General features: G+C 70.7%; 25 protein-coding genes. 10 read left to right on the forward strand and 15 right to left on the reverse strand.

Translation table 11 applies throughout. From position 1 onward, the window contains the following. Positions 1–199: 199 nt before the first annotated feature. Complete coding sequence (locus tag ETAA1_RS11260; RefSeq protein ID WP_145237737.1) at positions 200–559, forward strand: hypothetical protein; 360 nt, start codon at positions 200–202, stop codon at positions 557–559. Positions 560–613: 54 nt separating this feature from the next. Here ETAA1_RS11260 and serS read toward each other — a convergent pair whose 3' ends face one another. From serS to ETAA1_RS11285, 5 genes are all read right to left on the reverse strand, one after another. Further along, positions 614–1,906: a serine--tRNA ligase gene (gene serS / locus ETAA1_RS11265; protein ID WP_145237740.1), complete on the reverse strand. Its 1,293-nt coding sequence runs from the start codon at positions 1,904–1,906 to the stop codon at positions 614–616. A gap of 102 nt (positions 1,907–2,008) precedes the next feature. After that, a complete protein-coding gene (locus ETAA1_RS11270) occupies positions 2,009–2,515 on the reverse strand; it encodes a DinB family protein (protein WP_145237743.1) in 507 nt (168 codons plus the stop codon). Beyond that, positions 2,515–3,663, reverse strand: coding sequence for a citrate synthase (locus tag ETAA1_RS11275; RefSeq protein WP_145237746.1), 1,149 nt, complete (start codon positions 3,661–3,663; stop codon positions 2,515–2,517). Before ETAA1_RS11275 ends, ETAA1_RS11270 begins: the two co-directional genes overlap by 1 nt. 170 nt (positions 3,664–3,833) lie before the next feature. Further along, a complete protein-coding gene (locus ETAA1_RS11280; RefSeq protein ID WP_145237748.1) occupies positions 3,834–4,673 on the reverse strand; it encodes an amidohydrolase family protein in 840 nt (279 codons plus the stop codon). Positions 4,674–4,727: 54 nt separating this feature from the next. Continuing rightward, the gene (locus tag ETAA1_RS11285; protein WP_238389419.1) at positions 4,728–5,291 is read right to left on the reverse strand and encodes a hypothetical protein; all 564 of its coding nucleotides are present in this window, start codon (positions 5,289–5,291) and stop codon (positions 4,728–4,730) included. A gap of 39 nt (positions 5,292–5,330) precedes the next feature. On the opposite strand from ETAA1_RS11285, the gene ETAA1_RS11290 reads away from it, so the two are divergent. Further along, positions 5,331–6,476 (forward strand): endonuclease/exonuclease/phosphatase family protein, encoded by a 1,146-nt coding sequence (locus ETAA1_RS11290; protein WP_145237751.1) that lies wholly within the window; start codon positions 5,331–5,333, stop codon positions 6,474–6,476. Between the two features lie 25 nt (positions 6,477–6,501). On the opposite strand, the gene ETAA1_RS11295 is transcribed toward ETAA1_RS11290, so the two are convergent. Further along, a complete protein-coding gene (locus tag ETAA1_RS11295; protein ID WP_145237754.1) occupies positions 6,502–7,929 on the reverse strand; it encodes a serine/threonine-protein kinase in 1,428 nt (475 codons plus the stop codon). 262 nt (positions 7,930–8,191) lie between these two features. Here ETAA1_RS11295 and ETAA1_RS31815 point away from each other — a divergent pair, with 262 nt between their 5' ends. Then, entirely contained in the window at positions 8,192–8,341 is a 150-nt protein-coding gene (locus ETAA1_RS31815; protein WP_202920827.1) for a hypothetical protein, read from the forward strand. A gap of 6 nt (positions 8,342–8,347) precedes the next feature. On the opposite strand, the gene ETAA1_RS11300 is transcribed toward ETAA1_RS31815, so the two are convergent. After that, complete coding sequence (locus ETAA1_RS11300; protein ID WP_145237757.1) at positions 8,348–8,755, reverse strand: CBS domain-containing protein; 408 nt, start codon at positions 8,753–8,755, stop codon at positions 8,348–8,350. A 116-nt stretch (positions 8,756–8,871) separates the two neighbouring features. Between ETAA1_RS11300 and ETAA1_RS11305 the strand changes: the two genes are divergently transcribed. Continuing rightward, complete coding sequence (locus ETAA1_RS11305) at positions 8,872–10,209, forward strand: TIGR02996 domain-containing protein (RefSeq protein ID WP_145237759.1); 1,338 nt, start codon at positions 8,872–8,874, stop codon at positions 10,207–10,209. Here the strand turns inward: ETAA1_RS11305 and ETAA1_RS11310 are convergent. Beyond that, positions 10,206–11,492 carry a glycosyltransferase family 87 protein gene (locus ETAA1_RS11310; RefSeq protein ID WP_145237762.1) on the reverse strand — a complete coding sequence of 429 codons (1,287 nt, stop codon included), beginning with the start codon at positions 11,490–11,492 and terminating at the stop codon, positions 10,206–10,208. The two genes, ETAA1_RS11305 and ETAA1_RS11310, sit on opposite strands and share 4 nt — an antisense overlap. Positions 11,493–11,622: 130 nt before the next feature. On the opposite strand from ETAA1_RS11310, the gene ETAA1_RS31820 reads away from it, so the two are divergent. Then, the gene (locus ETAA1_RS31820; protein WP_202920828.1) at positions 11,623–11,799 is read left to right on the forward strand and encodes a DUF6800 family protein; all 177 of its coding nucleotides are present in this window, start codon (positions 11,623–11,625) and stop codon (positions 11,797–11,799) included. A 233-nt stretch (positions 11,800–12,032) separates the two neighbouring features. Here the strand turns inward: ETAA1_RS31820 and ETAA1_RS11315 are convergent, their stop codons facing one another. The 5 genes from ETAA1_RS11315 to ETAA1_RS11335 form a co-directional block, all read right to left on the reverse strand. Further along, positions 12,033–12,941, reverse strand: a complete 909-nt coding sequence (locus tag ETAA1_RS11315; RefSeq protein WP_145237765.1) for a DUF6263 family protein — start codon at positions 12,939–12,941, stop codon at positions 12,033–12,035. Between the two features lie 80 nt (positions 12,942–13,021). Further along, positions 13,022–14,317 (reverse strand): Gfo/Idh/MocA family protein, encoded by a 1,296-nt coding sequence (locus ETAA1_RS11320; RefSeq protein WP_202920829.1) that lies wholly within the window; start codon positions 14,315–14,317, stop codon positions 13,022–13,024. Positions 14,318–14,489: 172 nt separating this feature from the next. Beyond that, positions 14,490–15,878, reverse strand: a complete 1,389-nt coding sequence (locus tag ETAA1_RS11325; RefSeq protein ID WP_145237771.1) for a N,N-dimethylformamidase beta subunit family domain-containing protein — start codon at positions 15,876–15,878, stop codon at positions 14,490–14,492. A 79-nt stretch (positions 15,879–15,957) separates the two neighbouring features. Continuing rightward, complete coding sequence (locus ETAA1_RS11330) at positions 15,958–16,863, reverse strand: PP2C family protein-serine/threonine phosphatase (RefSeq protein ID WP_145237774.1); 906 nt, start codon at positions 16,861–16,863, stop codon at positions 15,958–15,960. 180 nt (positions 16,864–17,043) lie between these two features. Continuing rightward, positions 17,044–19,086 (reverse strand): WD40 repeat domain-containing serine/threonine protein kinase, encoded by a 2,043-nt coding sequence (locus ETAA1_RS11335; protein WP_145237776.1) that lies wholly within the window; start codon positions 19,084–19,086, stop codon positions 17,044–17,046. Between the two features lie 280 nt (positions 19,087–19,366). On the opposite strand from ETAA1_RS11335, the gene ETAA1_RS11340 reads away from it, so the two are divergent. The 4 genes from ETAA1_RS11340 to ETAA1_RS11355 all read left to right on the forward strand — a co-directional run bounded on the left by ETAA1_RS11340 (position 19,367) and on the right by ETAA1_RS11355 (position 23,802). Next, positions 19,367–21,073, forward strand: coding sequence for a YncE family protein (locus tag ETAA1_RS11340; RefSeq protein ID WP_145237779.1), 1,707 nt, complete (start codon positions 19,367–19,369; stop codon positions 21,071–21,073). A gap of 122 nt (positions 21,074–21,195) precedes the next feature. Continuing rightward, positions 21,196–21,921, forward strand: coding sequence for a ribonuclease III (gene rnc / locus ETAA1_RS11345; RefSeq protein ID WP_145237782.1), 726 nt, complete (start codon positions 21,196–21,198; stop codon positions 21,919–21,921). A 107-nt stretch (positions 21,922–22,028) separates the two neighbouring features. After that, a complete protein-coding gene (locus ETAA1_RS11350; RefSeq protein ID WP_145237785.1) occupies positions 22,029–23,501 on the forward strand; it encodes a porin in 1,473 nt (490 codons plus the stop codon). 10 nt (positions 23,502–23,511) lie between these two features. Next, positions 23,512–23,802 (forward strand): hypothetical protein, encoded by a 291-nt coding sequence (locus ETAA1_RS11355; protein WP_145237788.1) that lies wholly within the window; start codon positions 23,512–23,514, stop codon positions 23,800–23,802. Here ETAA1_RS11355 and ETAA1_RS11360 read toward each other — a convergent pair. Further along, a complete protein-coding gene (locus ETAA1_RS11360; protein WP_145237790.1) occupies positions 23,799–24,191 on the reverse strand; it encodes a response regulator transcription factor in 393 nt (130 codons plus the stop codon). The genes ETAA1_RS11355 and ETAA1_RS11360 overlap by 4 nt on opposite strands. Before the next feature lie 104 nt (positions 24,192–24,295). Between ETAA1_RS11360 and ETAA1_RS11365 the strand changes: the two genes are divergently transcribed. Further along, positions 24,296–25,195, forward strand: a complete 900-nt coding sequence (locus ETAA1_RS11365; RefSeq protein WP_145237793.1) for an OB-fold protein — start codon at positions 24,296–24,298, stop codon at positions 25,193–25,195. Here the strand turns inward: ETAA1_RS11365 and ETAA1_RS11370 are convergent. Beyond that, positions 25,190–26,182 (reverse strand): NAD-dependent epimerase/dehydratase family protein, encoded by a 993-nt coding sequence (locus ETAA1_RS11370; RefSeq protein WP_145237796.1) that lies wholly within the window; start codon positions 26,180–26,182, stop codon positions 25,190–25,192. The genes ETAA1_RS11365 and ETAA1_RS11370 overlap by 6 nt on opposite strands. Positions 26,183–26,221: the final 39 nt, after the last annotated feature.

The following is a 26,221-nucleotide window of genomic DNA, read 5'->3' on the forward strand; positions in this document are numbered from 1 at the left end:
GTGGCGGGGCGAAATCTGCCCGAACGAGCCGGGATAGACGCCCGCTCCGCCGCGCTCTTCGACCGCCACGTCATGCACTGTTGACCCGTTCCAGAGTGTGAATCCCCATCTGACGCGCCGTCGCGTCCGTGCAACGCCGTCCGGGCGTGTCCCGGAGCGAATTTTCGACACACACTCAATCGAACGTGGAGACCCAGACATGACGAGGATTCTGTCCATCGCCGCCGCCGTGGTCGGCACCATCGTCGGCAGCGCCTTCGGCTACACTGCCGTGAGCCGCACCACGACCCTGTGCTGCGCCAACCCCTGTGCCGCCTGTGCCGACGGGTGCGACGGCTGCCCGAAGTGCGAGATCGACTGCTCGGCCTGCTGCGGCGCCGCCGTGACCGCCCCGACGACCCCGGCCGCGCGAACCTGCTGCGCCGCCAAGCCGGCCGCGACCGCCACGTGCTGTGCCACCCCGTGCGCCGACTGCGGCGCGACCTGCGACGGCTGCCCGCTGTGTGAGATCGACTGCTCGGCCTGCTGCGGCGCGGCCGCGACGGCGCCGGTGAAGTAATCTGCATACGCCGCTTGCGGCTTCGCGCTTCTCAGCGCGAAGCTGCAACGCCAGTCACTTCCGCGCCGCGATCACGTCCTTGCCCACCCACGGCCGCAGTGCGTCGGGAATGACGACGCTCCCGTCGGCCTGCTGGTAGCTCTCCAGGATCGCCACCAGTGCCCGGGTGCAGGCCACGGCGGTGCCGTTGAGCGTGTGGACGAACCGCGTCCCCTTGAAGCCCTTCCCCTTGTAGCGGATGCCGAGCCGCCGCGCCTGGAAGTCGGTGCAGTTGCTCGTGCTCGTGATCTCGCCGAAGTCGCCGCCCGCGCCGCGGCCCGGCATCCACGCTTCCAGGTCGTACTTGCGGTACGCCGGGCCGCCGAGGTCGCCGGTGCACGTGTCGATGACGTGGAAGTGCAGCCCGAGGCCGGTGAAGATTTGCTCCTCCAGCGTGCGGATTTCCTCGTGGATGGCGTCGCTGTTTTCCGGCGTGCAGAACGCGAACATCTCCACCTTCGTGAACTGGTGGACGCGGTACAGCCCGCGGGTGTCGCGGCCGGCGGCCCCGGCCTCGGTGCGGAAGCAGTGCGACAGCCCGACGTACCGCTTCGGCAACTCGGCCTCGTCGAAGATGCGGTCCTTGTGCATCCCGCCGAGCGTGATCTCCGCGGTGGCGATCAGGCACAGGTCGGTGTCGGCGACGGTGTACACCTGCCGCGTCTCGGCGTTGTCGCGCGGCTGGAAGCCGATGCCCTCGAGCACTTCGACCCGCGCCAGGTCCGGCGTGATGACCGGCGTGAACCCGGCCTTGACGCAGGCCTGCACCGCGTACTGAACGAGCGCGATTTCGAGCAGCGCGGCCTCGTTCTTGAGGAAGTAGAACTTCTGCCCGGCGACGCGGGTGCCGGCCTCGAAGTCGGCCAGGTCCAGCGACTCGCACAGCGCCACGTGATCCTTCGGGGCGAAGTCGAAGGCGGGCTTCTTGCCGAACTCGGCGACGACTACGTTGGCCGCCGAGTCGGTGCCCACCGGGGCGGCCGGGTGGGTCATGTTCGGCAACTGAAGCAGGTGCGTCTTCAACTCCTCCTCGACGCCCTTCAACTGCACCTCGAGGCGAGCCACTTCTTCCTTCAACGCGGCGCCCTGCTGGCGGACGGCGTCCTTCTCCTCGGGCGTCTTGGCGGCGCCGAACAGCTTGGAGTTGGCGTTGGCCTTCGCGCTCGTCTCGTCGCGCAACTTCACGAGGCGCTTCCGCTCGTCGTCGGCGGCGACGGCCCGGTCGGCGGCGTCGGCCGAGACGTTGCGGTTGGCGCAGTTGGCTTTGACCGCGGCGAGGTGGTCGCGGACGAAGGCGGCATCGAGCATGAGGGGTCCGTTAGGAAGAATCTCACGCAGAGGCGCCAAGCCGCGAAGAGACCCTGGTTTTCTTCGCAGCTTGGCGCCTCTGCGTGAGCTTGTCTTGGTTTCTCACCACAGCGCCGGCCGGCCGAGCATCCGCCGCAGCAGGCCGATCTGCCCGGCGTGCAGCATCTCGTGCGCGGCGCACCAGCGGACGCACTCCAGCTTCGTCTTCGCGTACTTGTGCGAGGTCATCGCCGGCGGGCCGTCCAGGTCGGCGTCCGGCCAGTCGGCCAGGTCCGCAAGCACCCTCTCGTTCACCCGGTCCAGGACGGCCCGCAGCTCGGCCGGGTTCGGGTAGCGACCTGGGTCGGGGTCCGGCACCGACTCGCGGACGAACAGCGCCAGCACGTCCGGGGCGATCAGCTCGGCGTCCTCGGGCCGGACGCCGCGGACGCGCTCGATGCACATGCGGTACTGCGCCATCGCCAGGTGGCCGACCTGCCACGCCAGGTGGGTGACACCCCCCGGCGGCATCGTGAACCACTCGTCCGGGGCGAACGAGTCGATCAGCGGCAGGCTGTACGCCCGCGCGAACCGGAGGGAGTCGAGGGCGTCGCGGAGGCGCTGCGACATCACGGCCGCTCGGCCAGCGGCACGTACTTCACGTCGTGCTTGCCGGTCGAAATCTGCTCCGGCCGGAAGATGCGGTTGCCGACGAGCTGCTCGTGCCAGTGGGCCAGCCACCCCGCCACCCGGGCGATGGCAAAGATCGGGGTGAACACGTCCACCGGGATGCCGAGGCTCTGGTACACGACGCCCGAGTAGAAATCGACGTTCGGGTAAATCCCCTTCGGGCCATAGATGCCCTCGCAGTACTTCTCGAGCTCGAGGGCGATCTCGTAGGTCTTGGGTCGGCTCGTCTCGGCGAACGCCTGCTCGGCCACCTCCTGCACCACGGTCGCCCGGCCGTCCTTCACCTTGTAGACGCGGTGGCCCAGCCCCATCACCTTGAACTTCGGGTCGGCGGCGCGCTTGGCGTCGAGCCAGGGCTTCACGTTCTCCACGCTGCCGATCTCGGCGAGTTGGTGGAGCACCTCCTCGTTCGCCCCGCCGTGCAGCGGCCCGGCCAGGGAGCCGATCGCGGCCCCGACGACGTGGTACGGGTTGGCGAGCGTCGAGCCGGTCACCCGGGCGGTGAACGTGCTGGCGTTCATCGTGTGTTCGGCGTGCAGGATCAGGCAGGCGTCGAGCACCTTCCGCGTCGCCGGCGTCGGCTCCTTGCCGGTGAGCATGTAGTAGAAGTTCGCCGAGTGGTCGAGGTCGGCCCGCGGCTCGAGGATTTCCTCGCCGCGGCGTGCCCGCGCGAACGCCGTCACGACCGTGGGCATGGCCGCGACGAGCCGGAGCGTGGCGTCCCAGTTCTTGGCGGGGTCGGAGACGGTCTTGCACGGGTAGAACATGCCGAGCGCCGCGACGGTGGCGTGCAGCGCGTCCATCGGGTGCCCGTCGGCGGGGAGGCACTTCACCAGGTCTTTGAGGCGGTAGTGGATGGCGCGGCGATGGCGCAGGTCGTGGTCGAACTCGGCGAGCTGCTTCTGCGTCGGCAGATCGCCCTTGATGAGGAGCCAGGCGACCTCCTCGAAGCAGCTTTCCTTGGCGAGCACCTCGACCGGGATGCCGCGGTACTCGAGCCGGGCCTTCTTGCCGTCCAGGAAGCTGACCGCGGACTTCGCGGCCGGCACGTCTTCGAGGCCGGGCCGGTACTCGGGTTCGGTGCTCATGTACGGTCTCGGGAGGGCGGCGAGGCGGGCTTTGAGGGGTTGTATCCAACGGCCGCGGGGCGGACAGGCGGGCAGGGCGAACCGGCGGCGTCAGCCGCCGGGTGAGGGCACCAGCCGCGACCGCGTGGGCTCTGAGCGACGTCACACGGCGGCGTCCGCCGCCGGTTCGCCTATGCGAGCCGGAACAGCAGGCGGGCGTTCTCCTCGAACACGCAGTCGTGGAACTTGGCCGGTACCGCGTCGCGGACGAAGTCGCGGTACGCGGGCATCGGCGCCAGCGGCCAGTCGGTGCCGTACAGGAAGCGGTTCGGCCGCTCCGCGTACTTCATCCCGCGCCGCACCTCGCGCACCAGGTCTGCGGCCAGCGCCTTCGCCTCTTCGGAGCTCAGCACCCCGTCGTCGCCGACCAGCAGCCCCGACAGGTCGGCCCACACGTTTATGTTCTTGTAGATGACTTCCGCCGCGTCGGTCACCCACGGGTTGCCGAGGTGACAGATCACGAACCGCACGTCCGGGTGATCGACCGCCACCTCGTCGACGCCGAGCGGGTGGGCGAACCGCAGCTTGGCCATCGGGGAGTACGTGTCGCCGCAGTGAAACATGACCGGCACCCGGTAGCGGGCGGCGAGCTCGTAGTAGCGACGGTAGTGGGGGTGCGCCGGCTCGTAGTGCAGGTAGCCGAGGTAGCACTTCAGTGCGACGACGCGGCCGGCGGCGAGTACGTCCGCGCAGCGGTCGAAGTGGGCGTCGTCGGTGCGCGTGGGGTCGCAGGCGCCGATGGCCTTCAGGCCGGGGACGAGGGCCGCAATGTCGAGCGTCTTGTTCACCCCGAGCGGGTCGTCGTCGCCGGCGGCCCACTGGCCCATCGCCAGTGCGTGGGTGACGCCGGCCGTCTGCATCTGCGCCCGCAGCTCGGCGGCGATGGTTTCGGGGGCGAGCTTCAGCAGCGGCGACAGCGGCCCCACCCCGGGCAGGTTCGGCGGGACCGCGTGGATGTGAACGTCGATCATCGGGTGGCCCGTGGTGCGGGTCCGGTCCCGATCATGCTATGGGTGGTCGGGCGGTCAGGGCATCTTCGGCGCCACGCCCGCGGCCGGCACCACGCCCGGCGCCGGGGCCCCTGCGCGGAACTGTGTCATGTCGTGGCGACGAATCACGACGCCGGTGCCGTTCGGCCCCGGCCCCATCGTGTACACGCCGAACTTGCCCGTGCTCGTCTCCGCGAGGTACAGCGCGGACTGGCCCTGCGTGATGTACCCGGTGGTCATCAGGAAGTGCACGTCCTGCAGCGCCTGAATCTCGTACTCGCTCCGCAGATCCACCTCGGCCCAGCCGACGATCTTGCCGGCGGTGCGGTCCACCACGGTGCCGAGCAGCTTGCCGGCCTTGTAGTCGAGGAGCCAGACGCCGTCGGTCTGGATGCGCGGGTTGACCGACACCGCGCCGGTGGCCATGATGGTGTCGCCGTGCCGGTCGTTGGACGCGGCCCCGGCCGGCCGCGGCTGGCCGAGGTAGAACGCCGCCGCGACCACGCCCAGTGCCACGCCGGCCGCCGCGTACCCGATCCGCCCCGCCTGCATGGCCGCCCCTCCCGGGTGCGCCCCGACCCCGGGGCTCGGTCGGGTCATATCATCGCCACTAACCCTGTCCAGCCGAATCGGTGCCGCGTGAGCCGCAGACGCAACCAGAAGGCCGCCGAGGCCGCGTTCCGCACGTTTCTGGGCCTCCCCACCGCCGGCAAGGTCGTCGTCGTGGTCCTCGCCCTCGTCGTCGGCGCGGTCGCGCTCGTCGTGTACTCGCGCCGCGGCGGACCGTCGGCGGAGCCGCCGTCGACGCCGGCGGCAGTCGCGCCGGGCGCCGTGGCCTTCATGTTCTGGAACGTCGAGAACCTGTTCGACGACCGCGACGACCGCCGCAACAGCATCGACGAGCCCTACGACAACTGGTTCGCCGAGGACGCCGCCGCGCGCAGGCTGAAGTTCGACCGCCTCGCCGAGATCATCCTGAAGCAGAACGGCGGCAACGGCCCCGACGTGCTCGCCTGCGTCGAGGTGGAGAGCGTTCGCGCCGCGGAGTTGCTGCGCGACGCGCTCAACGAGAAGCTGCCGGCCGGGGCCGCGAAGTACGAGCACGTCGCCATGAAGGAACTGGCCGCGAACGCCGGCCGGTTCATGGCGCCTTGTGTGATCTCGAAGCTGCCGCTGGAGCGCACGAAGTTACTCGGCACGCACAACCTCCGCGTCCTGGAGACGCACGTCGTCGCCAACGGGGCGGACCTGACGCTCATCGCCTCGCACTGGACCTCGCAGCTGTCCGACGACGGCACGCACAAGGGGAGCGGCCGCAACAAGTACGCCAGCGTCATCCGCGAGCGCTACGAGCGCGACCTGACGACGAAGCCGGACGTGGACTTCCTGGTGTGTGGCGATTTCAACGACGACCCCGAATCGGACGCGGTCGCCAACGTACTCGGCGTCACCGCCGACCGCGCGGCGGTGGCCGCGGCGGCGCGGCAGGCGAAGCTGTTCGGGCTGTTGTCGGGGAAGCCGCTGGACCGGTTCAGCACCATCTATTACGACCGCGACCGCAAGGCGTCGATCTTCGACCAGGTCGCCGTGTCGCCGGGGCTGCTGGACGCGGTGGGGTGGGGTTGCGACCCGGACTCGGTCGCCGTGCCCACGGCCGGGATGAGCCGGGCGGGAACCGTGGCACGGCGGCCGTGGCGGTTCGGCGACAAGAACGACAAGGCGGTACAGCGCGGCTACGCCGACCACTTCCCCGTGACGGTGACCTTGAAGCTCCTGGAGCAGTAATTCGTCAACGCGATCGGCGACGCTCTCACCGCCCCATCATCTTCCACACCACGACGGCTGTGACCGCGGCGAGGACCGCCGACACGAGAGCCACGAGCCACCCCGGCACTTCGCGGCGCGGCTCGTCCTCCTCCTCGTCCAACTGCTCCACGACCGGGGCCGGGGCCGGGGCTGGCGGAGGAATTTTCACCACCTCGGGCGTCGGTGGCGTTGGCGGTACGGGGGCCGACTCGGCGACGGACGGCTGATCCATCGGCACCTGCCGCGGCCGTCGCTTCGGCAACTTCACGCCCGGGCCGGGGGGTGACACCGTATCGGCCGAGGCCACGCTCCCCGTCTCGGACTTGTCCGACTTGCTCAGAACCGGCACGGTGCCGCTCATCCGCACCTTTGCCGACTCGGGGGTGAACTTCGTCAACGGCCACAGCGCGGCGGCCACGTCGGCGGCCGACTGCGGGCGGTCCTCAGGCTTCTTCGCCAGGAGCCGGGTGATGAGTCGGGCCAAATCGTCGGGCACGTCCGGCCGGATGGCCTGGATCGGCGGCGGCGCGTCGAGCTGGTGCTGGAGGAGCTTCTCGATCGGGCTGCCGACGGGGAACGGCGGCTTCCCCGTCAGCAGGAAGTAGAACGCCCCGCCGAGGGCGTACAGGTCGGCCCGGTGGTCCGCCAGGCTGCTGTTCTTCGCCTGCTCGGGCGACATGTAATCCGGCGTGCCGACCACGGTGCCCGCCCGCGTCAGGTCGCCGGCCATCTCGTCGTCGAGGCCCACGTTGCGGACGAGGCCCATGTCGAGGAGCTTCACCACCGCCGGTTCGGTCGCGTCCGGGTGGTGCCGCTCCCCGGCCACGACCAGATTCCCCGGCTTGATGTCGCGGTGAACGAACCCCTGTGCGTGGGCGTGGGCCAACCCCAGCGCCGCCTGCCGGAGGTACTCGCACGCCTCGGGCACCGGCAGCACGCCGTAGGTGCGCACGAGCCGGGCCAGGTCGATGCCGTCCACGAACTCCAGCGCCAGGTACACCTTCCCCCCCGCCTCGCCGCCCTCGTAGGCGGCGGCGATGTTGGGGTGCCGCAGGCTCAGGGCGGCGCGCACCTCGCGCTCGTACCGCCCGCGGATGACCGGGTTCGCCAGGAGCTGCGGCCGAACGACCTTCAGCGCCGCGATGCGGCCGGTGCGGGTGTCGCGGGCCTTGTACACCTTCCCCATGCCGCCCTCGCCGAGCTTGTCCAGCACGACGAACGGGCCGACGATCAGGTCGGCGGCCTTGCCGTGGATCACCTTGCGGAGCTGGTAGACGGGCACGAGGTTGCGTTCGACGACGTGCTTGAGTGCGCCCTGGGTGTCGTCGCCGAACGGCGCGACGGCGCGGGCCAGTGCCTCGACCGCGGCAGGGGCGAACAGGCCGCTGTCGCGGACGGCTTCGACCAGGGATTCCGCAGACGCGATCACCATTCGGCCTGACGGTGTGAGGCGGGCCGGCTGAGCAGGTCAGGCGAGATACCCTGAATTCTAGCTCGTCGTCTCAGACCGGCAGAGGGGAATTCGCCCTCCGACAGTCCGAATTTGTCGGTCAAAGCGGCAGACCCGACGCAGCCCCCGCCGCCCGGCGGGGCCGTCTTACCGGCGCGACTCGACCCCGAGCCGGTACTGGGTGCCCGTTCAGACTGGAACCGGCGGGTCCGCCAGCCGATGATGGGAGGCAGGAGGAGCCGCGATGAACACCCACGACAAGCCGGACGCCCCGCAGACCATGCCGGAGTACGGCACCGCCGACAGCATCCTGTTCCAGGCCTGGCTTGTACTGTTCCTGATGTGCGTGTGCGTCGGGCTGGCCAACTACCTGCTGATGAACGCCCCGAAGTAGCCCGCCTCAGCCCAACTTGCGGATCACGTCCGCCGGCGTGATGACCCCCACCAGCACGCCGGCCGCGTCCACCACGAACAGGTGCTTCACGCTCAGCGCTACCAGCTGGGCCACCACCGACGCGGCCGGCGTGTCGGGTCGCACCGAGAACACCGTCGGCGTCATCACGCTGTCAACCGGCGTGCGGACGTGTTCCACCCCTTCGGCCAGTCCGCAGGCGTGAATGAGCAGGTCCGACTTGGTGACGACGCCGACCGGCCGTCCGGCGGCGTCGAGCACCGCGGCCGCGCCGAACCCGCGGGAGGCGAAGAAGGCCGCGGCCTCGTTGACGGTCGCGGACCCGTGGATGGACACCGGGCCGGCGGTCATCAGGTCGGCCGCGGTGTCGGCGAGCAGGGTGAGCGGGGCGGCCATCGTGTTCACTCGGGTGGGGGGTGATACGGTCACAGTCACAGACCGCGGGCCGGGTGTCAAGCGGTGAGTGGTTCCCCGTCGCGTTCGTCCCCGCCGGGGGGTAGAATCCCACTACCATGTCACCCGACGAGCTCCCGTTCCTCGACGCGATCCTCGCCCGGCCCGGCGACGACGCGCCGCGGCTCGTCTACGCCGACTTCCTCGCCGACACCGGCACACCCGCCGACGCCGCCCGCGCCGACCTGATCCGCGTGCAGCTCGCGCTGGCGCGGATGCCCGACGACCACCCGCGGCGGCCGGCCCTGAAGGACCAACAGACCGACCTCCTCGCTCGTCATCAGGCCGCGTGGACGGAGCCGCTACGCGGCCTGGTCGGCGGTGTCGAGTTCCGCCGCGGCTTGCCCGATTCGGTTTCCGTGGATGCCGGCGTGTTCGCCGCCCGTGGCGAGGAACTAATCGCCCGGACACGAACGCCCTCAGGCCGGTCGTACCTCCGCCGCGTCCACCTCCTCGACCCCGCCCGTGTGCTGCCGCGGCTGCTGGCCTGCCCGGCGCTGGCGCAGTTGGAAGAAATCAGCTTCGCCGGCGGCGAACTGGGCAACGCCGGCGCCGAGCAACTGGCCCGCGGCCCGCGCCTGCCGCGCCTCCGCGGCCTCGACCTGTCGTTCAACGGGCTCGACGACACCGGCGTCCGCGGGCTGGCGCGGTCACCGGTGTTCGCCGGCCTGCAGCGGCTGTCGCTAAACGACAACGGCCAGGTCACCTGGGACGGCGTGACGGCGCTCGCCGACTCGCCGCACCTCCAGGGGCTCACCGATCTCGACCTCGGCGGCAACGACGTGAACGACGCCGGCGTGCGGGCGCTGGTTGCAAGTTGCACGCTGGCCCGGCTCAGCGCCCTGCGGTTGGCCGGGAACCACGTCGGAGACGGCGGCGCGGCGGCGCTGGCGGGCTCCGACCTGTTCCGGCGAATGCTGGCGCGGGACGGCCGCGTCGATTTTCGGGCGAACGCCGTCGGCCCGGCGGGGGCGGAGGCACTGGCCGCGTGTCCCGACCTGCTGAAGGCGACGGCCATCGACCTCGACAAGAATTACCTCGGCGACCGTGGTGCGGCAGTTCTCGTGGCCTCATCCGGAGCGGCGCGGCTGAAGCGGCTGCGGCTGTCGCGGAACCAGATCACCGACGCCGGCGCCTTCGTCCTGGCCGACGCCGTGGCGCGGGGGCTTCCCGGACTCCAGGCGATCGACGTGAGCGGCAACCGGCTGACGTGGCGCGGGGTGAACGCCGTCCGCGACGCGGCCGTGGCCCGCGGCGTCATTCCGGACGTGACCGGTAATCCGGTGGACGGCTCGGGGCCGATGGCGGCGCTGGACCACGACGCCCCGAACCCCGACGCCGGCAACGTGGACGAACTCCGGCGCCGCGTCGCGTTCCCGGCACGCCGCGAGCGTTAGCCGGTCGCCCCGCGCGTCGCCCGCCACTCGTCGTACACCAGCCCCGCCGCCAGCCCGAGCCACAGCGCCGCCCGCACCCAGATCATCGCGGCGGCCAGCACGTCGAGCACGTCCTGACTCTGGACGGTGTTCCACAGGATCCAGAACAGCACGGGGAAGTTGAAGTAGTTGACCGCGTCCAGCAGTACGGCCGCGACGCCGACCCACCGCCGCCGCGGGGCCAGCGGCGCCAGCAGCGGCAGGAACCACACGATCCACTGCGGCGACCAGAACACCGCCAGGACCACGAACACCACGAGGACCACGCCGCACCGCCGCAGGAGGCCCGGCAGCCCCGCCGGGCGTGTGGCCGCTGCCAACAGCACCGCCGCCGCCAGGACGGCGAGCCGCACGTTGCTCTGCTCCTTTTGGGCCAGCCACTCGGGCAGCACCGCCCCGTACAGCGTCCAGCTCTTCTCCACGTAGTCCCGCGACAGCTGCACCCGGATCGGCCCCTCGGTCGACTCCCGCCCGAGCGTTGCGACCGATACGCCCATCGCGGCGAGGCCGACGCCCCCGAACGCCACCGCCCACACGACCCCGCGGCGGACGCCGAGGTGGCGCAGAATCACCGGGGCCAGCAGGACCGGGTACACCTTCAGTAGCGCCGCCACGGCGAAGGCCGCGCCGCTCCAGCCGTCGCACCGCCGCGCGAGTAGCGCGAACCCGGCGGCGGTGAGCATCGCGGGGAGGATGTCGAAGCGGTTCAGCGAGAAGAACACCGCCCCCGGCAACACGCACAGCCACGCCCACGGCCGCGGGTCGCCCGGCTCGTAGCCCCGGCGCAGGATCAGGATTAATGCCACCAGGCTAGCCGTCATCACGACGACGATCGCCACCACGCCGTCGTGGAGAACCGACCACGTGGCGCGCTCCGATTCGTCGCGCGGGTGGTGGAAGCCGATGCCGAACTGCTGCCCGTCGGCGACGGCGGGCGGCAGCAGGTTCGGGTCGCGCGGCCGGTGCAGGAAGCCGAGGCGGAACAGGGCGAGCGTCGGCGTCGGGTATTCGAGGTAGTAGCGGTCGGCGAGCGGCTGCTCGTAGCCGTCGAGGTACGGTGCGAAGTCGCGGGTGTCGTCCACGCCCTCGGGCTCGTCCATCCGGCCGGGAAGGCGACCGGCGTGCGCGTTCGCCCCCCGGAGGGCCAGGGCCGTCAGGTCGGACTCGTCGTAGACCAGCCACTTGATCTCGAACGGGATCGCCTCCCGCGCCGCGACGGCGTCGGGCCGCATGAGTACGAGCACGGCAAGGCACCACACGACCGGCACCGCGGCGAGCGCGGGGGTTACCCAGCGCCGGCTTGTCGGGGCGGGGGGCGGGGCGTAAGTTGCACTCATTCGGTTCCAACCGGGCGCGTGAGCGGAGGGCTGTTGTATGGCCGTGGAGCGGCAGATCGAACTGGGCCGGCGGTACCACCGGAAGAAGAAGATGGCCAAGCTGAAGGCCAAGCTGGAGACCACGAGCGGCGCCGACCGCGACAAGGTGCTGTACAAGATCCACCGCCTCAGCCCGTGGTGGACCGAGCCGGCCAAGGACGACGCCAAGAAGTGACGTGAACCGGGTTCCCGTAGCTCACTTCCGTGCCGCTGGGGTGGGGCCGGCGGGAAAGTGGCCCCACCCCAGCGGCACGGAACTTGTCTGCCGCAAGCCGGTTGACCCGCGGTGTTCAGCGTCGCCGCGTGGGTGCGGATCCCGCGGCACGGAACTTGTCTGCCGCAAGCCGGTTGACGTGGAAGTGGCGAGCGACCCGCTCACGCGGGCCGCTCGCCACTCGCGATGCCGCCTTAGTCCACGACCGGGTTCTTTTCCGTCACCGTGGTCGACTGCTTGGCCTTGATCCGCATCGTCATCTCGATGTCCTGGCCGTTCGCGGACATGGCCAGCGAACCCTTCATGACCATGTCCACGGTCCCCTCCTTGAGCCGGCCGGCCTTCAGGTCGAACAGCTGCGTCCCCTTGTACTGTTCGGCCTTCATGCTGAACCGGCTCACCTTCACCCCCGGCGGCAGGCCCGGCACGCCGCCCTTGCCCGACTTGAACGTCATGTCGCCGACCACGCCGATCTTGGCCACGCCGTTCGAGACGCCGTCGAACGTGTACTTCTCCTTGACCGTCGCGTCGCCGAGCCCGGCCGCGGGCACCTTCGTCGTCCGGCTCCAGGTGTCGCCGGCCTTCACCGGCATCGGCGGCACCGACGTGAACGCCTGCGACACCATCTGCCCGACCGCCGCCTCGGACAGCTGCGCGCCGAGCTGGGCGCGGGCGGTGTCGTCGTCGCCGGCGATCTTGTCGATGAACTTCTCGTAGCCGATCAGCTTGGTGACCTGCATCTCCTTGTCGAGCACGGCGCCGATCTTGGCCCCCTTGATCTTGTCGCCGATGTCGCCGAGCCCGGGCAGGCCGCCGCCGCCGGGGAGCCCCTGGGCCTCCATCGACATGTCGAGGAAGGTCATCTCGACGGTGGTCGAGTCGTCCTTGACGGACGACACCTTGAACTTCTGGACGGCGGTCGTCTTCATCTTCAGGTCGACGTTCATGCCGAGGATGCCCATCGACATGTCCATGTCGGTGACGGCCTTGGCGTAGAACTGCTGCCCTTCCTTGAGGGTCCACTTGACGGTGACCGGCTCCTGGGCCGTGCCGCTCGTGACGACGAGCCCGGCCGTGAGGGCCAGGGCGAGAACGGGGCGCATCAATTGCTCCGGGGTAGGGGGCGGGGAGGTGCCCACAGGGAACGGTAGGCGCCGCGGCCGGCAGAAGCAAGCACCCGCCGTCAGCCCGCGACGCCGCGCGGCACGGCCCAGTGCCCTTCGCGGTAGCGGCGCGACAGCATCGCCTGCGCCGCCGGGTTGTTCAACACCGCCTCCCGCTGCGGGTCGAACTCGAGCGTCGCCCGCAACTGGCCGGCGATGTTCGCCAGGTGGCAGATGCCCGCCGCGACGTGCCCCACCGCCGCGGGCGCGTTCGCCGCCGCGCCGCGCGTCGCGGCGTCGAGGAAGTTGTTGTGGTGCGCCCGCAGGTCGACGCTGCCGGTCATTTCTTCGATCAGCCGGTTCCGCTCGCCGTACAGCTTCCAGCCGACGGTGTGGCCGATGATCAGGACGCCCTTCGTGCCGTAGAAGGCGTTGCCGTTCTCGTACCCCTCCTGGACGTACGGCGACCAGATGCGCTGCTCGAAGGTGAACTGCCGGCGGGTGCGGCCGCCGTTGCCGGGGTCGTACTCGCACACCACGTACTGCGTGTCCGGCCACTCCTGGTCGTCGTCGAAGAACGCCTTCGACCCGAGCGCCGCGACGCGGTTCGGCAGCCGGTCGAAGCCCATCCCCCACACGCCCACGTCGATGTTGTGAACGCCGTCGTTGCCGATGTCGCCGGCCCCGTAGTCCTTGAAGAACCGCCACATGCCGGGGACGCGGTTGCTGAAGAACGGCGCCTCCGGCACCGGCCCCTGCCACAGTTCGTAGTCGAGGTGCTCGGGCGGCTTCGACGCCTGCACCTTGCCGAGGTTGCGCCGCAGCTGGCTGTTCCACGCCTTGCACGCGAGCACGTCGCCGATGGCGCCGCCCTTGAGGCGGTCCATCGCGGCCTTGACCGTCGGCGTGCTGCGGGCCTGGGTGCCGACCTGGATGACGACCTTGTTCCGCGCCGCGGCGTCGGCCAGCAGCCGGCCCTCGCGGACGTTGTGGCTGCACGGCTTTTCGACGTACACGTGCTTGCCGGCGTCGGCGGCGAGAATCGCGCCGGGGGTGTGCCAGTGGTCGGGCGTCGCCATCCACACGGCGACAACGCCGCGGTCGTCGAGGACGCGGCGGATGTCTTTCACCGGCGCTCCTGGGTGGCCGGCGTCGGTGGCGATTTTGGCTGCGGCGGCGAGTCGGTTGGCGTCGGCGTCGCAGACGTGGGTGATGCGGACGCGCGGGTTCTGGGCCAGGAGGCGGAGGTGGTTCGTGCCCATGCCGCCACAGCCCATGACGGCGATCGGAACGGCGTCGGGGCCGGGCGCGGCAGGGGCAGAAGCGGGTACGGCGGCAACCGCGGCGGTGGAGAGGAAGACGCGGCGGGAGGGCATGACAGGCTCCGGGGAGGGGAGGAAAGCGGGATTAACCACAGAGTCACAGAGAGCACAGAGGAAAGACAGGAGGCCGAGACGAAGCAGAGTTCGAACACAGACTTCGTCTCCTCTCTGCTTCTTGTCTTCCCTGTGTGCTCTCTGTGACTCTGTGGTTAATCCCGCTTCTGCTTCAAGAACCGAGGCGGTCCAGCACATTCCGCGTGATCCGCGTGATCGCGGGGTCGTTGCCGCGGAGGCCGTGCGCCCAGTCGGTGCTGCCGACGGTCACCACCGTGCCGCCGCGGGTGTAGCTGCCGATCACCGCGTTGCCGGTGCGGCCCTTCTCCCAGCGCTCGTACCACTCGCAGTCGTCCGGGTGCCACCGGGCCGGGGCCGTCGCCACCACCTCGAAGTTCGCCGGCGTGCCGTCCCGCCCCGTCGGCGTCGGCAGGCCGTTCGTCCAGCTCAGCTCGCAGCCGTCGCACTCGTAGCCCACCACCTTGTACGCCGGCAGCTTCGCCCCGAACGGGTCGCCGCGCTTGAGGCCCGTTCCCGCCAGCAGCCAGTGCTCGGGCCGGTGCGTCGTGTACGCGCCGCTGCCGTCCATGAACTGCCCGTGGCTGCGGTGATACCCGCCCCACAGGAAGCCGACGCCGGTTAGGCTGTTCTCCGGCCGCTTGACGAGGTGATGACTCCACAGCGACGTGAGCTTGGCGTGGTCGCCGGCCATGTACGCAGGGTCGTCCCCGAAGTTCTGCTTCCAGCACGCCAGCGCCCGGCCCCCGTCCTCGCTACGGACCTGCCAGCAGCAGGTGTTTCCGCTGAAGAAGGCCACGTTCCCGCCGGCACCGATGTAGCGTTCCAGGTTGTCGCGCATCGGCGCCGACCAGTACTCGTCGTGGCCGACGCTCAGGACGAGCTTGTAGCCGGCGAGGATTTCGGGCCGGAACTCCAGGTCCGAGTTGACGCAGTAGTCGAGCCTGTACCCGGCGGTCTCGGCCCAGCGGACGAAGTGCTCCTCCCACTGGCGGAACTGCGAACTGAGCGGCCGGTCGAACGACACCCGCCGCCCCTGCACCTTGTCGCGGCCGTGGTAGGCGTACAGGCTGTACCCGCCCCAGTTCGTATACGCGTTGTAGGTGTTGGTCGAGAGCTGAATCAGCACCTTGGCGTCGGCCGCGGGCCGCCTCGGCCGCACCACGAAGAAGCACTCGCCGGCCGCCGCCCCGTCCCCGCGGCCGGTGCGGAACTCGGTGCGGTAGTACCCCGTGGGCGTGCCCGCAGGCAGCGTGTAGGCGAGTGCTGCCGGCCAGCGACAGCCGCGCGCCGAGGCGTCCTTCAGCACCGGGTGGGCCTCAGCCTGAGCACCCGGCAGGTCCAGGGTGACCGCGTCCCCACCGCCCACCCGGACGAGCCGCCCGCCGAAGCCGCCGGCGAACGAGACGTGGAACCGAACCGTGTCGCCGGGGGCGTAGCTGAGCTGGTCGGTGTAGGCTTCGAGGGGCGGTCGGGTGGCCGGCTGGGCGGCGGCGACCGCGAACGGGGCGGCGAGTGCGGTGCGGCGGGTAGGGCGGGGCATACGTCACCGGGGGAGTCGGTCCGCCGCCAGTGTACTCCCCGCGTCGGCCGCGTGCCAAAACCAAACTGCCCGGCCGGCGTCAGCCCGTGGTGCCGGCCGTACCAGGGAACCGAAAGGACGCGACGACCACGGTCACGTTGTCCCCGCCGCCCCGGTCCAGCGCCCGCCCCACGAGGGCCTGACAGGCGTCCTCGGCCGACACGCGGCCCAACTCGTCGGCGATGTCGTCCTCGCTCACGAGGTCGGTCAGCCCGTCGGTGCAGAGGAGGATGCGGTCGCGGTCGGCCAGCTTGTGGCGGGACAGTTCCGGGGCTCCGCCGGTGGCCGGGATGCCGATCGCGTGCGTCAGGGCGAGCCGGACGCGTGCGGCGACGGCCGGGTGGACGCCGAGCTGCGACGTGGGGACCGTGTGGTCGCGGGTCAGCCGTAGCAGGCGGCCGCCGCGGTACAGGAACACGGGCGAGTCGCCGACGTGAGCGACGATCAGTTCGGCGCCCATACTGATGGCCAGTGAAAGGGTTGACCCCATCCCGCGCAGCCCCGGCCGCGCCGCGGCCTCGGCGACGACGGCGTCGTTGACCAGGCCGAACCGCCGTGCCGTCCGCGCCATCACGGTTCGAACGTCAATCGCGTTCTCGGCGAACACCCAGTCGGGCGTCTGGAGAACGAGGTCGATGATGAGGGTGATCGCCAGCCGGCTGGCGACCTCGCCGGCGGCGCTCCCGCCGACCCCGTCGGCGACCGCAAATCCATACCCGACCTGCTCAAAGTCGTCCGGCGTGTCGGGCGCGGTGAGGCTGGACGCGACCGTCCGCAGGTAGCGGCCGAAACGGGTGATGTGAAAGTTGTCCTCGTTGGACTTGCGGGCGTGCCCGACGTGCGTCCGCCCGGCGGCGTCGACGAAGATCGGCCCGACGGCCCGCGACGCCCCCCCGCCGAGGGACGGGACATCGTCCACCGTGTCATGCTCGTTGGTGTCGCTCACCCGCCACCTCCTCTGCCAGCAAGGTCACTGTCGGCAGATCGGCCGCTGGGTTGGAGTATAAACGATGTGCGGCGAGACGTGCTATCGCCGAGTTGTGGACTCGCGGAAGGCGCGACATCAACAGTCCGGGTTCGGGCCTCGGGGGTGATCCCCCGACCACGGATGGCCCGCCGACTCCGGTCAGCCCAGCGGCGCCTCGACCGGCCAGCGGCGCAACGTCCCGTCCTCGCCGCCGCTGTACAAGACGCCTGCGTCCACGCCGAAACTCAGCGACCGAACCGGGCCGGCGTGGCCGGTCAGGGTCGTCAGCTCGGTGCCGTCGTCGGCCTGCCACACGCGCACCGTGCCGTCGGAGCCGCCGCTCGCCAGCAGCCGCCCGTCCGGGCTGAACGCGGCACAGAGAACTGGCCCGTCGTGGCCGACGAACCGGTGGAACGAGCCGTCCGTCTGCCGCACGGCCAGCGCCTTACCAGTCACGGCCAGCTTCTTCCCCTGGAACGCCAGGCCCAACACCGGGCCGACCGTGCCGTTCAGCGACGCCCGCTCCTTGCCGGTCGTCAGGCCCCACTGGCGGACCGTGCCGTCGGCGGCGGCGCTCAGCAGGGTGTCGCCGAACTTCGGGAAGGCCACGGCGGTCACGGCGCCGGTGTGGCCGAGCAACTGAGTCGGCTTCGGCCCGTCCGCCGCGAACTCCCACACCCACACCGACCGGTCGGCGCTGCCGGCCGCGACGCGCTTCCCGTCCGGGCTCACGGCCACGCAGCGGTAGTTGTCGCCGGCGCCCTTCAGGCGGCCGTGCTCGGTGCCGGTGGCGGTGTCCCAGATCTGGATCCGCATCTCGGGCACGGTCAGCCGGGTGGCGCACGACGCGATCCACCGGCCGTTCGGCGCGCCCGCCAACTGCTCGACGCTCCCCACGTCGCCCTCGAAACTCCGCACTTCCTTCAGCTTCAGGGCGTTCCACACCTTGATGGTGCCGTCCGGGCCGCCGGTGATGACCTGCTTGCCGTCGCCGCTCACGAGCAACCCGCTGACGGCGCCGACGTGGGCCTTCGTGCTGGTATGCCCGGCCGGCAGCGAGAACACCGCCGACCCGCCGTTGAGGGGCGCCTGACCGGCTACGCCGATGGGTGCGTGGGTGGCGGTCTCGGGCGCGCCGCCGCGCTTCACCCGGTCGACGGCGTCGAGCAACTCGGACGGCGTCTGGAAGCGCTCGTCGGGGTTGCGGGCCATCATGCGGCGGACGAGCAGGTCCAGCCCGGGGCCGGCCTCCGGCCGCTTGGCCATGAGCGACGGCGGCGGCTCGGTCATCTGGCGGCGGAGTTTCTGCACGATCGTGGTGCCGGGGAAGGGCACCTCGCCGGTCAGGATGTAGTACATGGAGGCGCCGAGCGAATAGATGTCGGCGCGGATGTCGGCCTTGCGGGAGTCCTCGGCCTGCTCGGGGGCGACGTAGTCGGGCGTGCCGAGGAAGATGCCGTCGCGGGTGAGGCCGGACTCCTCCTTGGCCTCGGTCGCGTGCCGGGCCAGGCCCATGTCCAGAATCTTCAGCTTCGGCAGCCGGCCGGTCTTCTTACCCTTCGTCAGCAGCGGGTTCGGCGTGACCATCAGGTTCGCGGGCTTGATGTCGCGGTGGACGAGCCCGGCCTCGTGGACGTGCTGCAACCCGGTGGCGGCCTGCTGGAGGTAGAACACGGCGTCGGCGGGGGCCACCGGGCCGCTCGACTTCACCAGCTTCGACAGGTCGATGCCGTCCACGAACTCCATCGCCAGGAACGGCAGCGGGCCGTCGAGGTCGGTGTGGTAGACGGCGACGACGTTGGGGGAGATGACCACCGAGGCGGCGGCGCGGACCTCCTGCTTGAAGCGGCGGAGGGCGTCCGGGTTGCCGAGGCGGGTCGGCGAGATGACCTTCAGTGCGACGATGCGGTCGAGCCCCTGCTGGCGGGCCTTCAGGACGACGCCCATGCCGCCGCGGTTGATCTCGCCGATGATCTCGAAGCCGCTGAGCACGCGGCCGGGGGCCAGGTCGGCGGCGAGCGCGAAGGACGTGTCCTCCCGGCCGGCGGCGGACGGGGACGGGTTGGCCGGGGCGACCTTGGTGTGGTCGCCCGGGGCGTCGGGGTCGGCGGCGGGGCTCACGCGGCTGGCCATGAACGGGTCCGACCGCGGCGGGGTGCCGGCGCGGTCGGCTCGGTGGGGGAGGATCCGGCGGCGGCCCACGCGGCCTCCCCCCGGACGAATTCGACCCCTACCAGCATACCGGACGAATCGGCCTCCTGCACGGCCAGTCGGCCGGAGTCCGCTCGTGGCACGAATTAACTCCTGTCAGGTCCGGGCATAGGGGCGATGCCGCGGGTGCGGCCCGGCCGGCCGATCCGGTCGTTCGGGCCGGCGCGAAATTGCCGGTGGAATGAGCTCGCCGGCACCCCCGTTCCGACCGGTACTCCCGTCGTTGCCGGTGCTTCGGTAGAATCCCATCACTTCGCACCTCGGAGTGCCCATGAGCCCCCCGCCCCCCGCGCCGGACGACGACGCACCGCCACCCGCCGGCCGGGAGGTCATCGAACCGTCCCGCGACTCGCTCCTCGACGACCCGCTCTTCGCCGAGTTGGTCGAGGCCAAGCCGGGGCCGGACCTGAAGGTCGGACCGCCGGCCCCCCCGCCGGTCGCCGCACCGGCGGACGACCTGCCGCTCGCGGAGGTGGTTCCGGCGCGGCCGAAGCCGCCGCCGGCCGGCCCGCCGCGACGGGTTGAGGAGCCGACCGAACCGCCGAAGCCGCAGGTGTTCGCCGCGTGCGCGGTCCTCGGCTGCTTCGGGCTCGGGTTCGTGGCGTCGATGTCGTTCCTCGGCTGGGCGGCGCTCACGCTCCTGTCCGGCCTCCCCGACGACCGAGGCACGACCGTCGTTCACACGGGGGCGCGGCCGGGCCCGGTCGAGTCCACCAAATACGCCGCCGACAGCGGCCAGATTCAACTCGCCGGCACGGTCGACGCCGTCGGCCGCGCCGCCGCTGGCCGCTACCTGCTGCTGCGTACCTCGCGGACGGGTGAGGTTCACGTCTTCGACCCGAACGTCGGCGACGTCATCGCCAAGTTCGACACCGGCGGCGGGCGGTCGTTGTTCGCCGGTTCGGCGAGCAAGCTATTCGTGTTCCGGACCGACGACGCGGGCAACTCGCTGGAGCGGTGGGACCTGGAAACGCGGGTCAAGGAACACAGCGTGCAGCGTCCGCGGGACGCACTGCCGCCCGTAGCCCTGGCCGTGGGAGCGGGCACGGACGGGCCGCTGTACCTGGTGAACGCCCCGATCAACGGTGCGGCGACGGTCCGGGTCATCGACGCCGACACGCTGGCGGAAAAGGCGGCGTACGGGGTGCCGAACTGGCTCGGCGCGGCCCACACGCACGTCCGCGCCTCCGACGACGGCCTGACGCTGACCGCGTCGACCGCGAGTGGGGCGGCGGTGCTCCGCTTCCCCTCGCCACAGGCCGCCCCGACCGCGGTGGTACTCCGGGCGACCGGGCCCAACCCCCCGAAGTATGCGACCCCGGCCCGGAACGGCGCGCTCGTGTTCACGCCGAGAGGACTGTTCTCCCCGGACGGTGCCCTCCAACCCGGCCCCAAACGGCTGACGTTTCCCACCGCCCAGGGGACCGATCTGTTCCTGAGCCAGGTGGTGCAGGACGCGGCCGACCCGACCCCGGAGCTGCGCCTCCACCTGACCGCCGCCGCCGCCGCCTCAGTCCCCCTGTCGTCGGTCGGCGGCCCGAAGGGGGTAGAAATGGGTGAGCTGTCGGCGGTGACGGCAGACCAGCGCGTCCACCTGTGGCCGGCGGCGGGGCTGGCTGTGGTGGTCTCCACCGGCACCCCCACGCGGTTGCTCCTGACCAAGGTCGACGTCAAGGAACTGTTGTCCGACCTCGTTCAAACCCACGTCGTGATCGGCTCCGACCCGTCTCGGTGGGCACCGCGCTCGGCCGAGTGGCGGTACCGGCCGGCGGTGTGGACGAACGGCGACGGCCCCACCGCCGTGAAGCTCGTCGAGAGCCCGCCCGGGATGCAGGTGAAGCCGAACGGCGAAGTCGTTTGGACGCCGGGTACGGGGGCGGCCCGCACGTCAGTTGTTCGGTTGCGGGTAGAAGTCGGCGACGTCGGCACGGAGCAGCAGTTCCGCCTGACCGTGCTCGACGACCCCGACGATGAGTAGCCTGCGAGCGGCGGCCGTTCTCACACGGCGGTCACAATCTGTCCGGTCGGCTTGCCGGCGGCCCGGCTGGGTGTTAGCTTCTCTTCACACTCGCCGTCACCGCTCGCCCTCCGAGCCGACGAATGCCCCCCCCGCCACGCACCGTGCCGCGCGACCGCGCCGTTCTCGACGACTGCCAGGCCGCCGTCGGCTACCAGTTCCGCAAGCCGGAACTGTTGAAGGCCGCGCTCACCCACACGTCCGGGGCCAACACCCGGGCCGCCTCCAACGAGCGGCTCGAGTTCCTCGGCGACAGCGTCCTCGGCCTCGTCACCTGCGAGGAGCTGTTCCGCCGCTTCCCGGAGTACCAGGAAGGCGACCTGACCAAGGTCAAGTCGGTGGTGGTCAGCCGCAAGACGTGTGCGGCGTTCAGCCAGGAGATGGGCCTCGGCGACTTCCTGTTCCTGGGGAAGGGCGTCGGCAACTACGGCGAGTTGCCGTCGAACATCCTCGCCGACGTGTTCGAGTCGCTGGTGGCGGCCATCTTCCTGGACGGCGGGTGGGACGCGGCCCGCGACTTCGTGAAGCGGTTCGTCGGCCCGGAGATCGACCGCGTGGCCCAGGAGGCGGTCGGCGCCAACGCCAAGTCGCAGTTCCAGCACGTCGTGCAGCAGCTGTACGGCGAGGCGCCGCGGTACGCGGTGCTGGACGAGCAGGGGCCGGACCACGACAAGTGCTTCAAGGTCGCGGCCCAGGCGGCCGGGTACCAGTTCCCGCCGGCCTGGGGGCGGAACAAGAAGGACGCCGAGCTGCGGGCCGCGCTCAACGGCCTGGCCGAGATCCGCGGTGAGGAGTTGCCGACGCACTGATCCGCCGCGGGTGTTTGATTATTCCGCCTGATCGGGCACCGGACTGAAGTTCGGCCCCCCTTCCAATCGATACCACCGGCAAGACCCGACCCGCATTGGGCCGTTCCTTGCCAATCTCCACCGCCCGAATCGCCCTGCTTGCCGCCGCACTCGTTGCCGGCGGCCCCGCATTCGCCCAGACCCCCGGGGCGCTTCTTCCCGGGCCGGAGCCCATCGCCGGCCCGTCGCCGGTCGTGGCGCCCGAGGTGCTCCCCGACTTGCCCGACGACGCGAAGGGCAAGGACGGGGCGAAGGCCGACGGCGGCGCGAAGGCCGAAAAGTCGTTGACCGACTCGCTCCATCAGGACGACGACTACGGCCTGAAGTCGCTGTTCGACTCCCTCCACCCGGCGGGGAAGTCGAAGTCGAAGTGGTACGACAAGATCGCGATTCGCGGTTACACGCAGTTTCGGTTCACCCGCACCATCGACCAAGAGACCGATAGCGCTAACCCCAACCTGCTCGGGGACCGGTCGGTCAATGGGAATGCCGAGAACTTTTCGATTCGACGGATGCGGCTCATCATCTTTGGGGACGTGAGCGAGCACCTCGGGGTGTACATCCAGCCGGACTTCGCAAACCTTCCCCAGGGAGCCACGACGAACACGTTCTTCGGCCAGCTCCGGGACACCTACGCCGACGTGTACATCGACACCACAAAAATTCACCGACTGAGAATCGGCTTGTCGAAAGTGCCGTTCGGATTCGAGAACCTGCAGTCGAGCCAGAACCGGGTGCCCCTCGACCGGACCGACCCGATCAACAGCGCGGTCAGTCCGAACGAGCGGGACCTGGGGGTGTTTTACTACTGGACGCCGGAGGACAAGCAGAAACTCTTCCGCGACCTGGTCGACGGCGGACTGAAGGGGAGCGGCAACTACGGCATCTTTGGGATCGGGGTGTATGACGGACAGGGCGGGTCGCAGGTCGAGCAGAACCTGAACCTCCACACCGTCGCCCGCCTCACCTGGCCGACGCGGCTCGACAGCGGGCAGGTGGTCGAGGCCAGCGTCCAGGGGTACACCGGCGAATACGTCGTGCAGGGGAGTGCCATCCGCCCGCTCGGCCGCGGCAGTGCGATAACCCCGGCCGGGACCGGCGGCAACACCGGCCACCGCGACCAGCGGGTCGGCACGACGTTCGTCTACTACCCGCAGCCGTTCGGCTTCCAGTCGGAGTGGAACTGGGGCGAAGGGCCGGGCTTGAACGACGCCCAGACGGCCGTCGAGACGCGCTGGCTCCAGGGCGGCTACGCGATGGTGATGTGCAAGGTCGACACCTGCGACTACGGCATCTTCACGCCGTACTGCCGCTGGCAGTACTACAAAGGCGGCTACCGGTCGATCGCCAACGCCCCCTACGGCACACACAACCAGTGGGACCTGGGCGTGGAGTGGCAGATCCGCAAGGAGATGGAACTGGTGGCCGAGTACAGCCTGGTGGACGGGGCGAACCTGAACGCGATCAACCAGGCGCGCGTGACCTCGTACCGGAACTTCGACGGCGGCGTGTTCCGCTTGCAATTCCAGATGAACTACTGAGTCGCACCCGATGTCGATGCCGCCCTACCCCGTCCGCTGCTACGCACCCGGGTGCCCGGAGCTGGCGGCGTACAAGGTGGCGGCCCACTGGTCGGACGGGTTGACCGACGAACTGAAGACGTACTCGCTCGCGTGCCCCGCGTGTCTGCCGCAGTTGCTGGCCGTCGCACGACTGAAGCGGGCGGCGTGCCGGCTGGCCCCGGGCGAGACGCTGGACGAACCCGGTGTGTACCAGTTGTGCCGCGGCGGCCGTGACCACTCGCTGGCCCGTCGGCCGGACCTCGAGACCGGTGCCGACTAGCCCTCGGTCGGAGCCTTCGGCTCCGGCTTGAGGGTGCGGTTCACCACCTCCATGAGCCGCTCCATGGCGAACGGCTTGCGGATGTAGTCGACCACGCCGAGGTACTCGGCGTAGGCCTTGTGCCGGCTCCCCTCGTTGGCCGTGATCATGATGATGGGCGGGGCGTCGGCCTTCCCCTTGAAGTGCTCGAGAACCGGGTAGCCGCCCTTCCGCGGCATCATCATGTCGAGGATGACCAGGTCCGGCCGCTGGCCGTAGATCGCCTGCTGCCCCTGGATGCCGTCGTGGGCCTGGATCACCTTGTAGCCCTGCCGCTCCAGCATCATCCGCAGCCCGTCCACCAACTCGCGGTCGTCGTCGACGACGAGCACCAGCTTCTGATCGGCCATGACCGGACCTCGACTCGGGCACGCGGAACACGTTAAACCTTACCAGCGCCGGCCGGCCGGAACAAGGATATGCTAGCCGCACCTCCCTCTCCGCCCGGTGCCCGATGAACGCGCCCGCCCCGAAGCCCCGCCGCCGGTTCGGCTGGTTCCTCGCCGCGCTGGTGGTCCTCGCGGCCGCCGGCGGCGGCGGGTGGCTCGTCTACTCCAACCTGTCGCGGCCGGCCGACTACGCCGACCCCGACGGCGTGTTCACCGCGACGTTCCCGAACCCGCCGGCGGCGCTTCCCGTCATCACCGCCGACCCGGCATTTCTGAAGTGGGGCGAGCGCGGGGCCAAGGCGTCGGTCGGCCGCCGCGAGTACGCCGTGACCGTGCAGGACGGCCTGAACCCCGGCAACCAGGAGCCCGGCCCCGCCGGCCGCGACGCGCAGGCCGAGATGCTCGTGGTGATGTTCGCGGCGAACACCGACGGCACGCCCGTGACCAGCCGCGCGGCGAAGCACGACGGGCACGTCGGCCGCGAGGTCGTGATCGCCGGCCGCGACGACGGCCGGCTGACGGCCGTGCGCGTGGTCGTGGGCGAGACGTGCGCCGTGCGGATGACCGTGAAGGCGCCGGGCGACAAGGCGGGCGCCGAGGCCGCGCTCGCCGACGCGGCCGCGTTCTTCGACACGGTGAAGCTCGGCCCCGCATTCGGGCCGGCGATCGTGGAGGAACCGCTGGCCGTGTCGGCGACGGAACTCGCGGCCGCGTACAAGGCCGACCCCGCGGCCGCCGACGGCCGGTTCAAGGGGCGGTGGGTGCGCGTGAACGGGAAGGTCACGGACACCGCTGACGGGGCGTTCACCGTGGACGGCGACGTCGCCGTGCGGCGGGCGGCGAAGGCGCGGATGAACGTACCGGCCCGCCGCGGCTCGCCGGTCACGGCGACGGGGAAGTGCCTGGGGCTGGTGGACGGAAAGGCGACGCTCGCCGAGGCCGTCGTGCTGCCGCCGCCGTCATAGCCAGCCGACTTCGCGGAACCACGCCAACGCCTCGTCGATGGAACCCGCAACCGGCCGCGGCGTGAGGCCCAACTCGGCGAGGCTCCGGCTGGCGTCGAACTTCATCCGCCGCCGCGTCAATTTCACGCCAGTCACGGTCGCGGCCGGGATCGTGCGCGTGATCGCGTCGGCGACGAACTCGCTGACGTAGGCCGCCGTCAGCGCGACGGGGTAGGGCACCCGCCACCGCGGCGGCGGCAGCCCGGTTTGCTTCGCCAGGTAATCGAAGACCGACTTCACCGACCAGTTCTCGGCCCCGAGCAGATACCGCACACCCGGTCTGCCGCGTTCCACGGCCTGCGTCATGCCGGCGGCGATGTCGCGCACGTCCATCAGGTTCAGGTCGGCGTCGAGGTACGCGGACCGGCCGCCGCGGCAGAAGTCGAGCATCATCTGCGTGGGCGGCGAGCGGCCGCGGTCGCCGGGGCCGACGGGGAGTGTCGGGTTCACGACCACGACCGGGGCGCCGGCGCGAGCCAGGTGGAACGCGAAGCCCTCGGCGCGGAATTTCGAGCGGCAGTACGGCCCGATCACGTCGCGGCTCGGTACGTCCTGCGTCTCGGCGATGGCGGCCGTCTGCCGGCGGCGGGTCAGGATGCTCTCGGTGCTGGTGTGGAGGACGCGCGTCGCCCCGGCCCGCAGCGCCGCCGTCAGGACGTGGACGGTGCCGAGGTAGTTGACGCGGTGGAAGTCGCGCCGCCGGCGCGTCCACAACTGCGGGTTGGCCGCCAGGTGGTACACGACGCCGCAGCCGCGCAGGGAGCGTGCCACGGCCGCTTCGTCGCGGATGTCGCAGGGTTCGTAGTCGATCTGGCTCAGCGGCAGATGCTCGACCGCGGCCCCCGGGCGGTCCAGCACCCGCACCCGTTCGCCGCGCTCGACCAGAAGCCGGACGAGGTGCGACCCGATGAACCCGGCCCCGCCGGTGACGACCGTCACGCCTGCCATGCAACCCCCGCCCGTGGTCCGACCCTTCCGGGTATACCG

The organism is Urbifossiella limnaea (assembly GCF_007747215.1).
In the GTDB taxonomy this organism is placed as follows: domain Bacteria; phylum Planctomycetota; class Planctomycetia; order Gemmatales; family Gemmataceae; genus Urbifossiella; species Urbifossiella limnaea.

Coding starts and splice junctions, on each gene's coding strand:
- ETAA1_RS11315 (WP_145237765.1), bottom strand. CDS start 12,941: ATGCGCCCCGTTCTCGCCCTGGCCCTCACGGCCGGGCTCGTCGTCACG.
- ETAA1_RS11275 (WP_145237746.1), bottom strand. CDS start 3,663: ATGAGCACCGAACCCGAGTACCGGCCCGGCCTCGAAGACGTGCCGGCC.
- ETAA1_RS31820 (WP_202920828.1), top strand. CDS start 11,623: ATGGCCGTGGAGCGGCAGATCGAACTGGGCCGGCGGTACCACCGGAAG.
- ETAA1_RS11370 (WP_145237796.1), bottom strand. CDS start 26,182: ATGGCAGGCGTGACGGTCGTCACCGGCGGGGCCGGGTTCATCGGGTCG.
- ETAA1_RS11285 (WP_238389419.1), bottom strand. CDS start 5,291: ATGACCCGACCGAGCCCCGGGGTCGGGGCGCACCCGGGAGGGGCGGCC.
- ETAA1_RS11320 (WP_202920829.1), bottom strand. CDS start 14,317: ATGCCCTCCCGCCGCGTCTTCCTCTCCACCGCCGCGGTTGCCGCCGTA.
- ETAA1_RS11280 (WP_145237748.1), bottom strand. CDS start 4,673: ATGATCGACGTTCACATCCACGCGGTCCCGCCGAACCTGCCCGGGGTG.
- ETAA1_RS11295 (WP_145237754.1), bottom strand. CDS start 7,929: ATGGTGATCGCGTCTGCGGAATCCCTGGTCGAAGCCGTCCGCGACAGC.
- ETAA1_RS11355 (WP_145237788.1), top strand. CDS start 23,512: ATGTCGATGCCGCCCTACCCCGTCCGCTGCTACGCACCCGGGTGCCCG.
- ETAA1_RS11300 (WP_145237757.1), bottom strand. CDS start 8,755: ATGGCCGCCCCGCTCACCCTGCTCGCCGACACCGCGGCCGACCTGATG.
- ETAA1_RS11260 (WP_145237737.1), top strand. CDS start 200: ATGACGAGGATTCTGTCCATCGCCGCCGCCGTGGTCGGCACCATCGTC.
- serS (WP_145237740.1), bottom strand. CDS start 1,906: ATGCTCGATGCCGCCTTCGTCCGCGACCACCTCGCCGCGGTCAAAGCC.
- ETAA1_RS11270 (WP_145237743.1), bottom strand. CDS start 2,515: ATGTCGCAGCGCCTCCGCGACGCCCTCGACTCCCTCCGGTTCGCGCGG.
- ETAA1_RS11365 (WP_145237793.1), top strand. CDS start 24,296: ATGAACGCGCCCGCCCCGAAGCCCCGCCGCCGGTTCGGCTGGTTCCTC.
- ETAA1_RS11325 (WP_145237771.1), bottom strand. CDS start 15,878: ATGCCCCGCCCTACCCGCCGCACCGCACTCGCCGCCCCGTTCGCGGTC.
- ETAA1_RS31815 (WP_202920827.1), top strand. CDS start 8,192: ATGAACACCCACGACAAGCCGGACGCCCCGCAGACCATGCCGGAGTAC.
- ETAA1_RS11360 (WP_145237790.1), bottom strand. CDS start 24,191: ATGGCCGATCAGAAGCTGGTGCTCGTCGTCGACGACGACCGCGAGTTG.
- ETAA1_RS11305 (WP_145237759.1), top strand. CDS start 8,872: ATGTCACCCGACGAGCTCCCGTTCCTCGACGCGATCCTCGCCCGGCCC.
- ETAA1_RS11340 (WP_145237779.1), top strand. CDS start 19,367: ATGAGCCCCCCGCCCCCCGCGCCGGACGACGACGCACCGCCACCCGCC.
- rnc (WP_145237782.1), top strand. CDS start 21,196: ATGCCCCCCCCGCCACGCACCGTGCCGCGCGACCGCGCCGTTCTCGAC.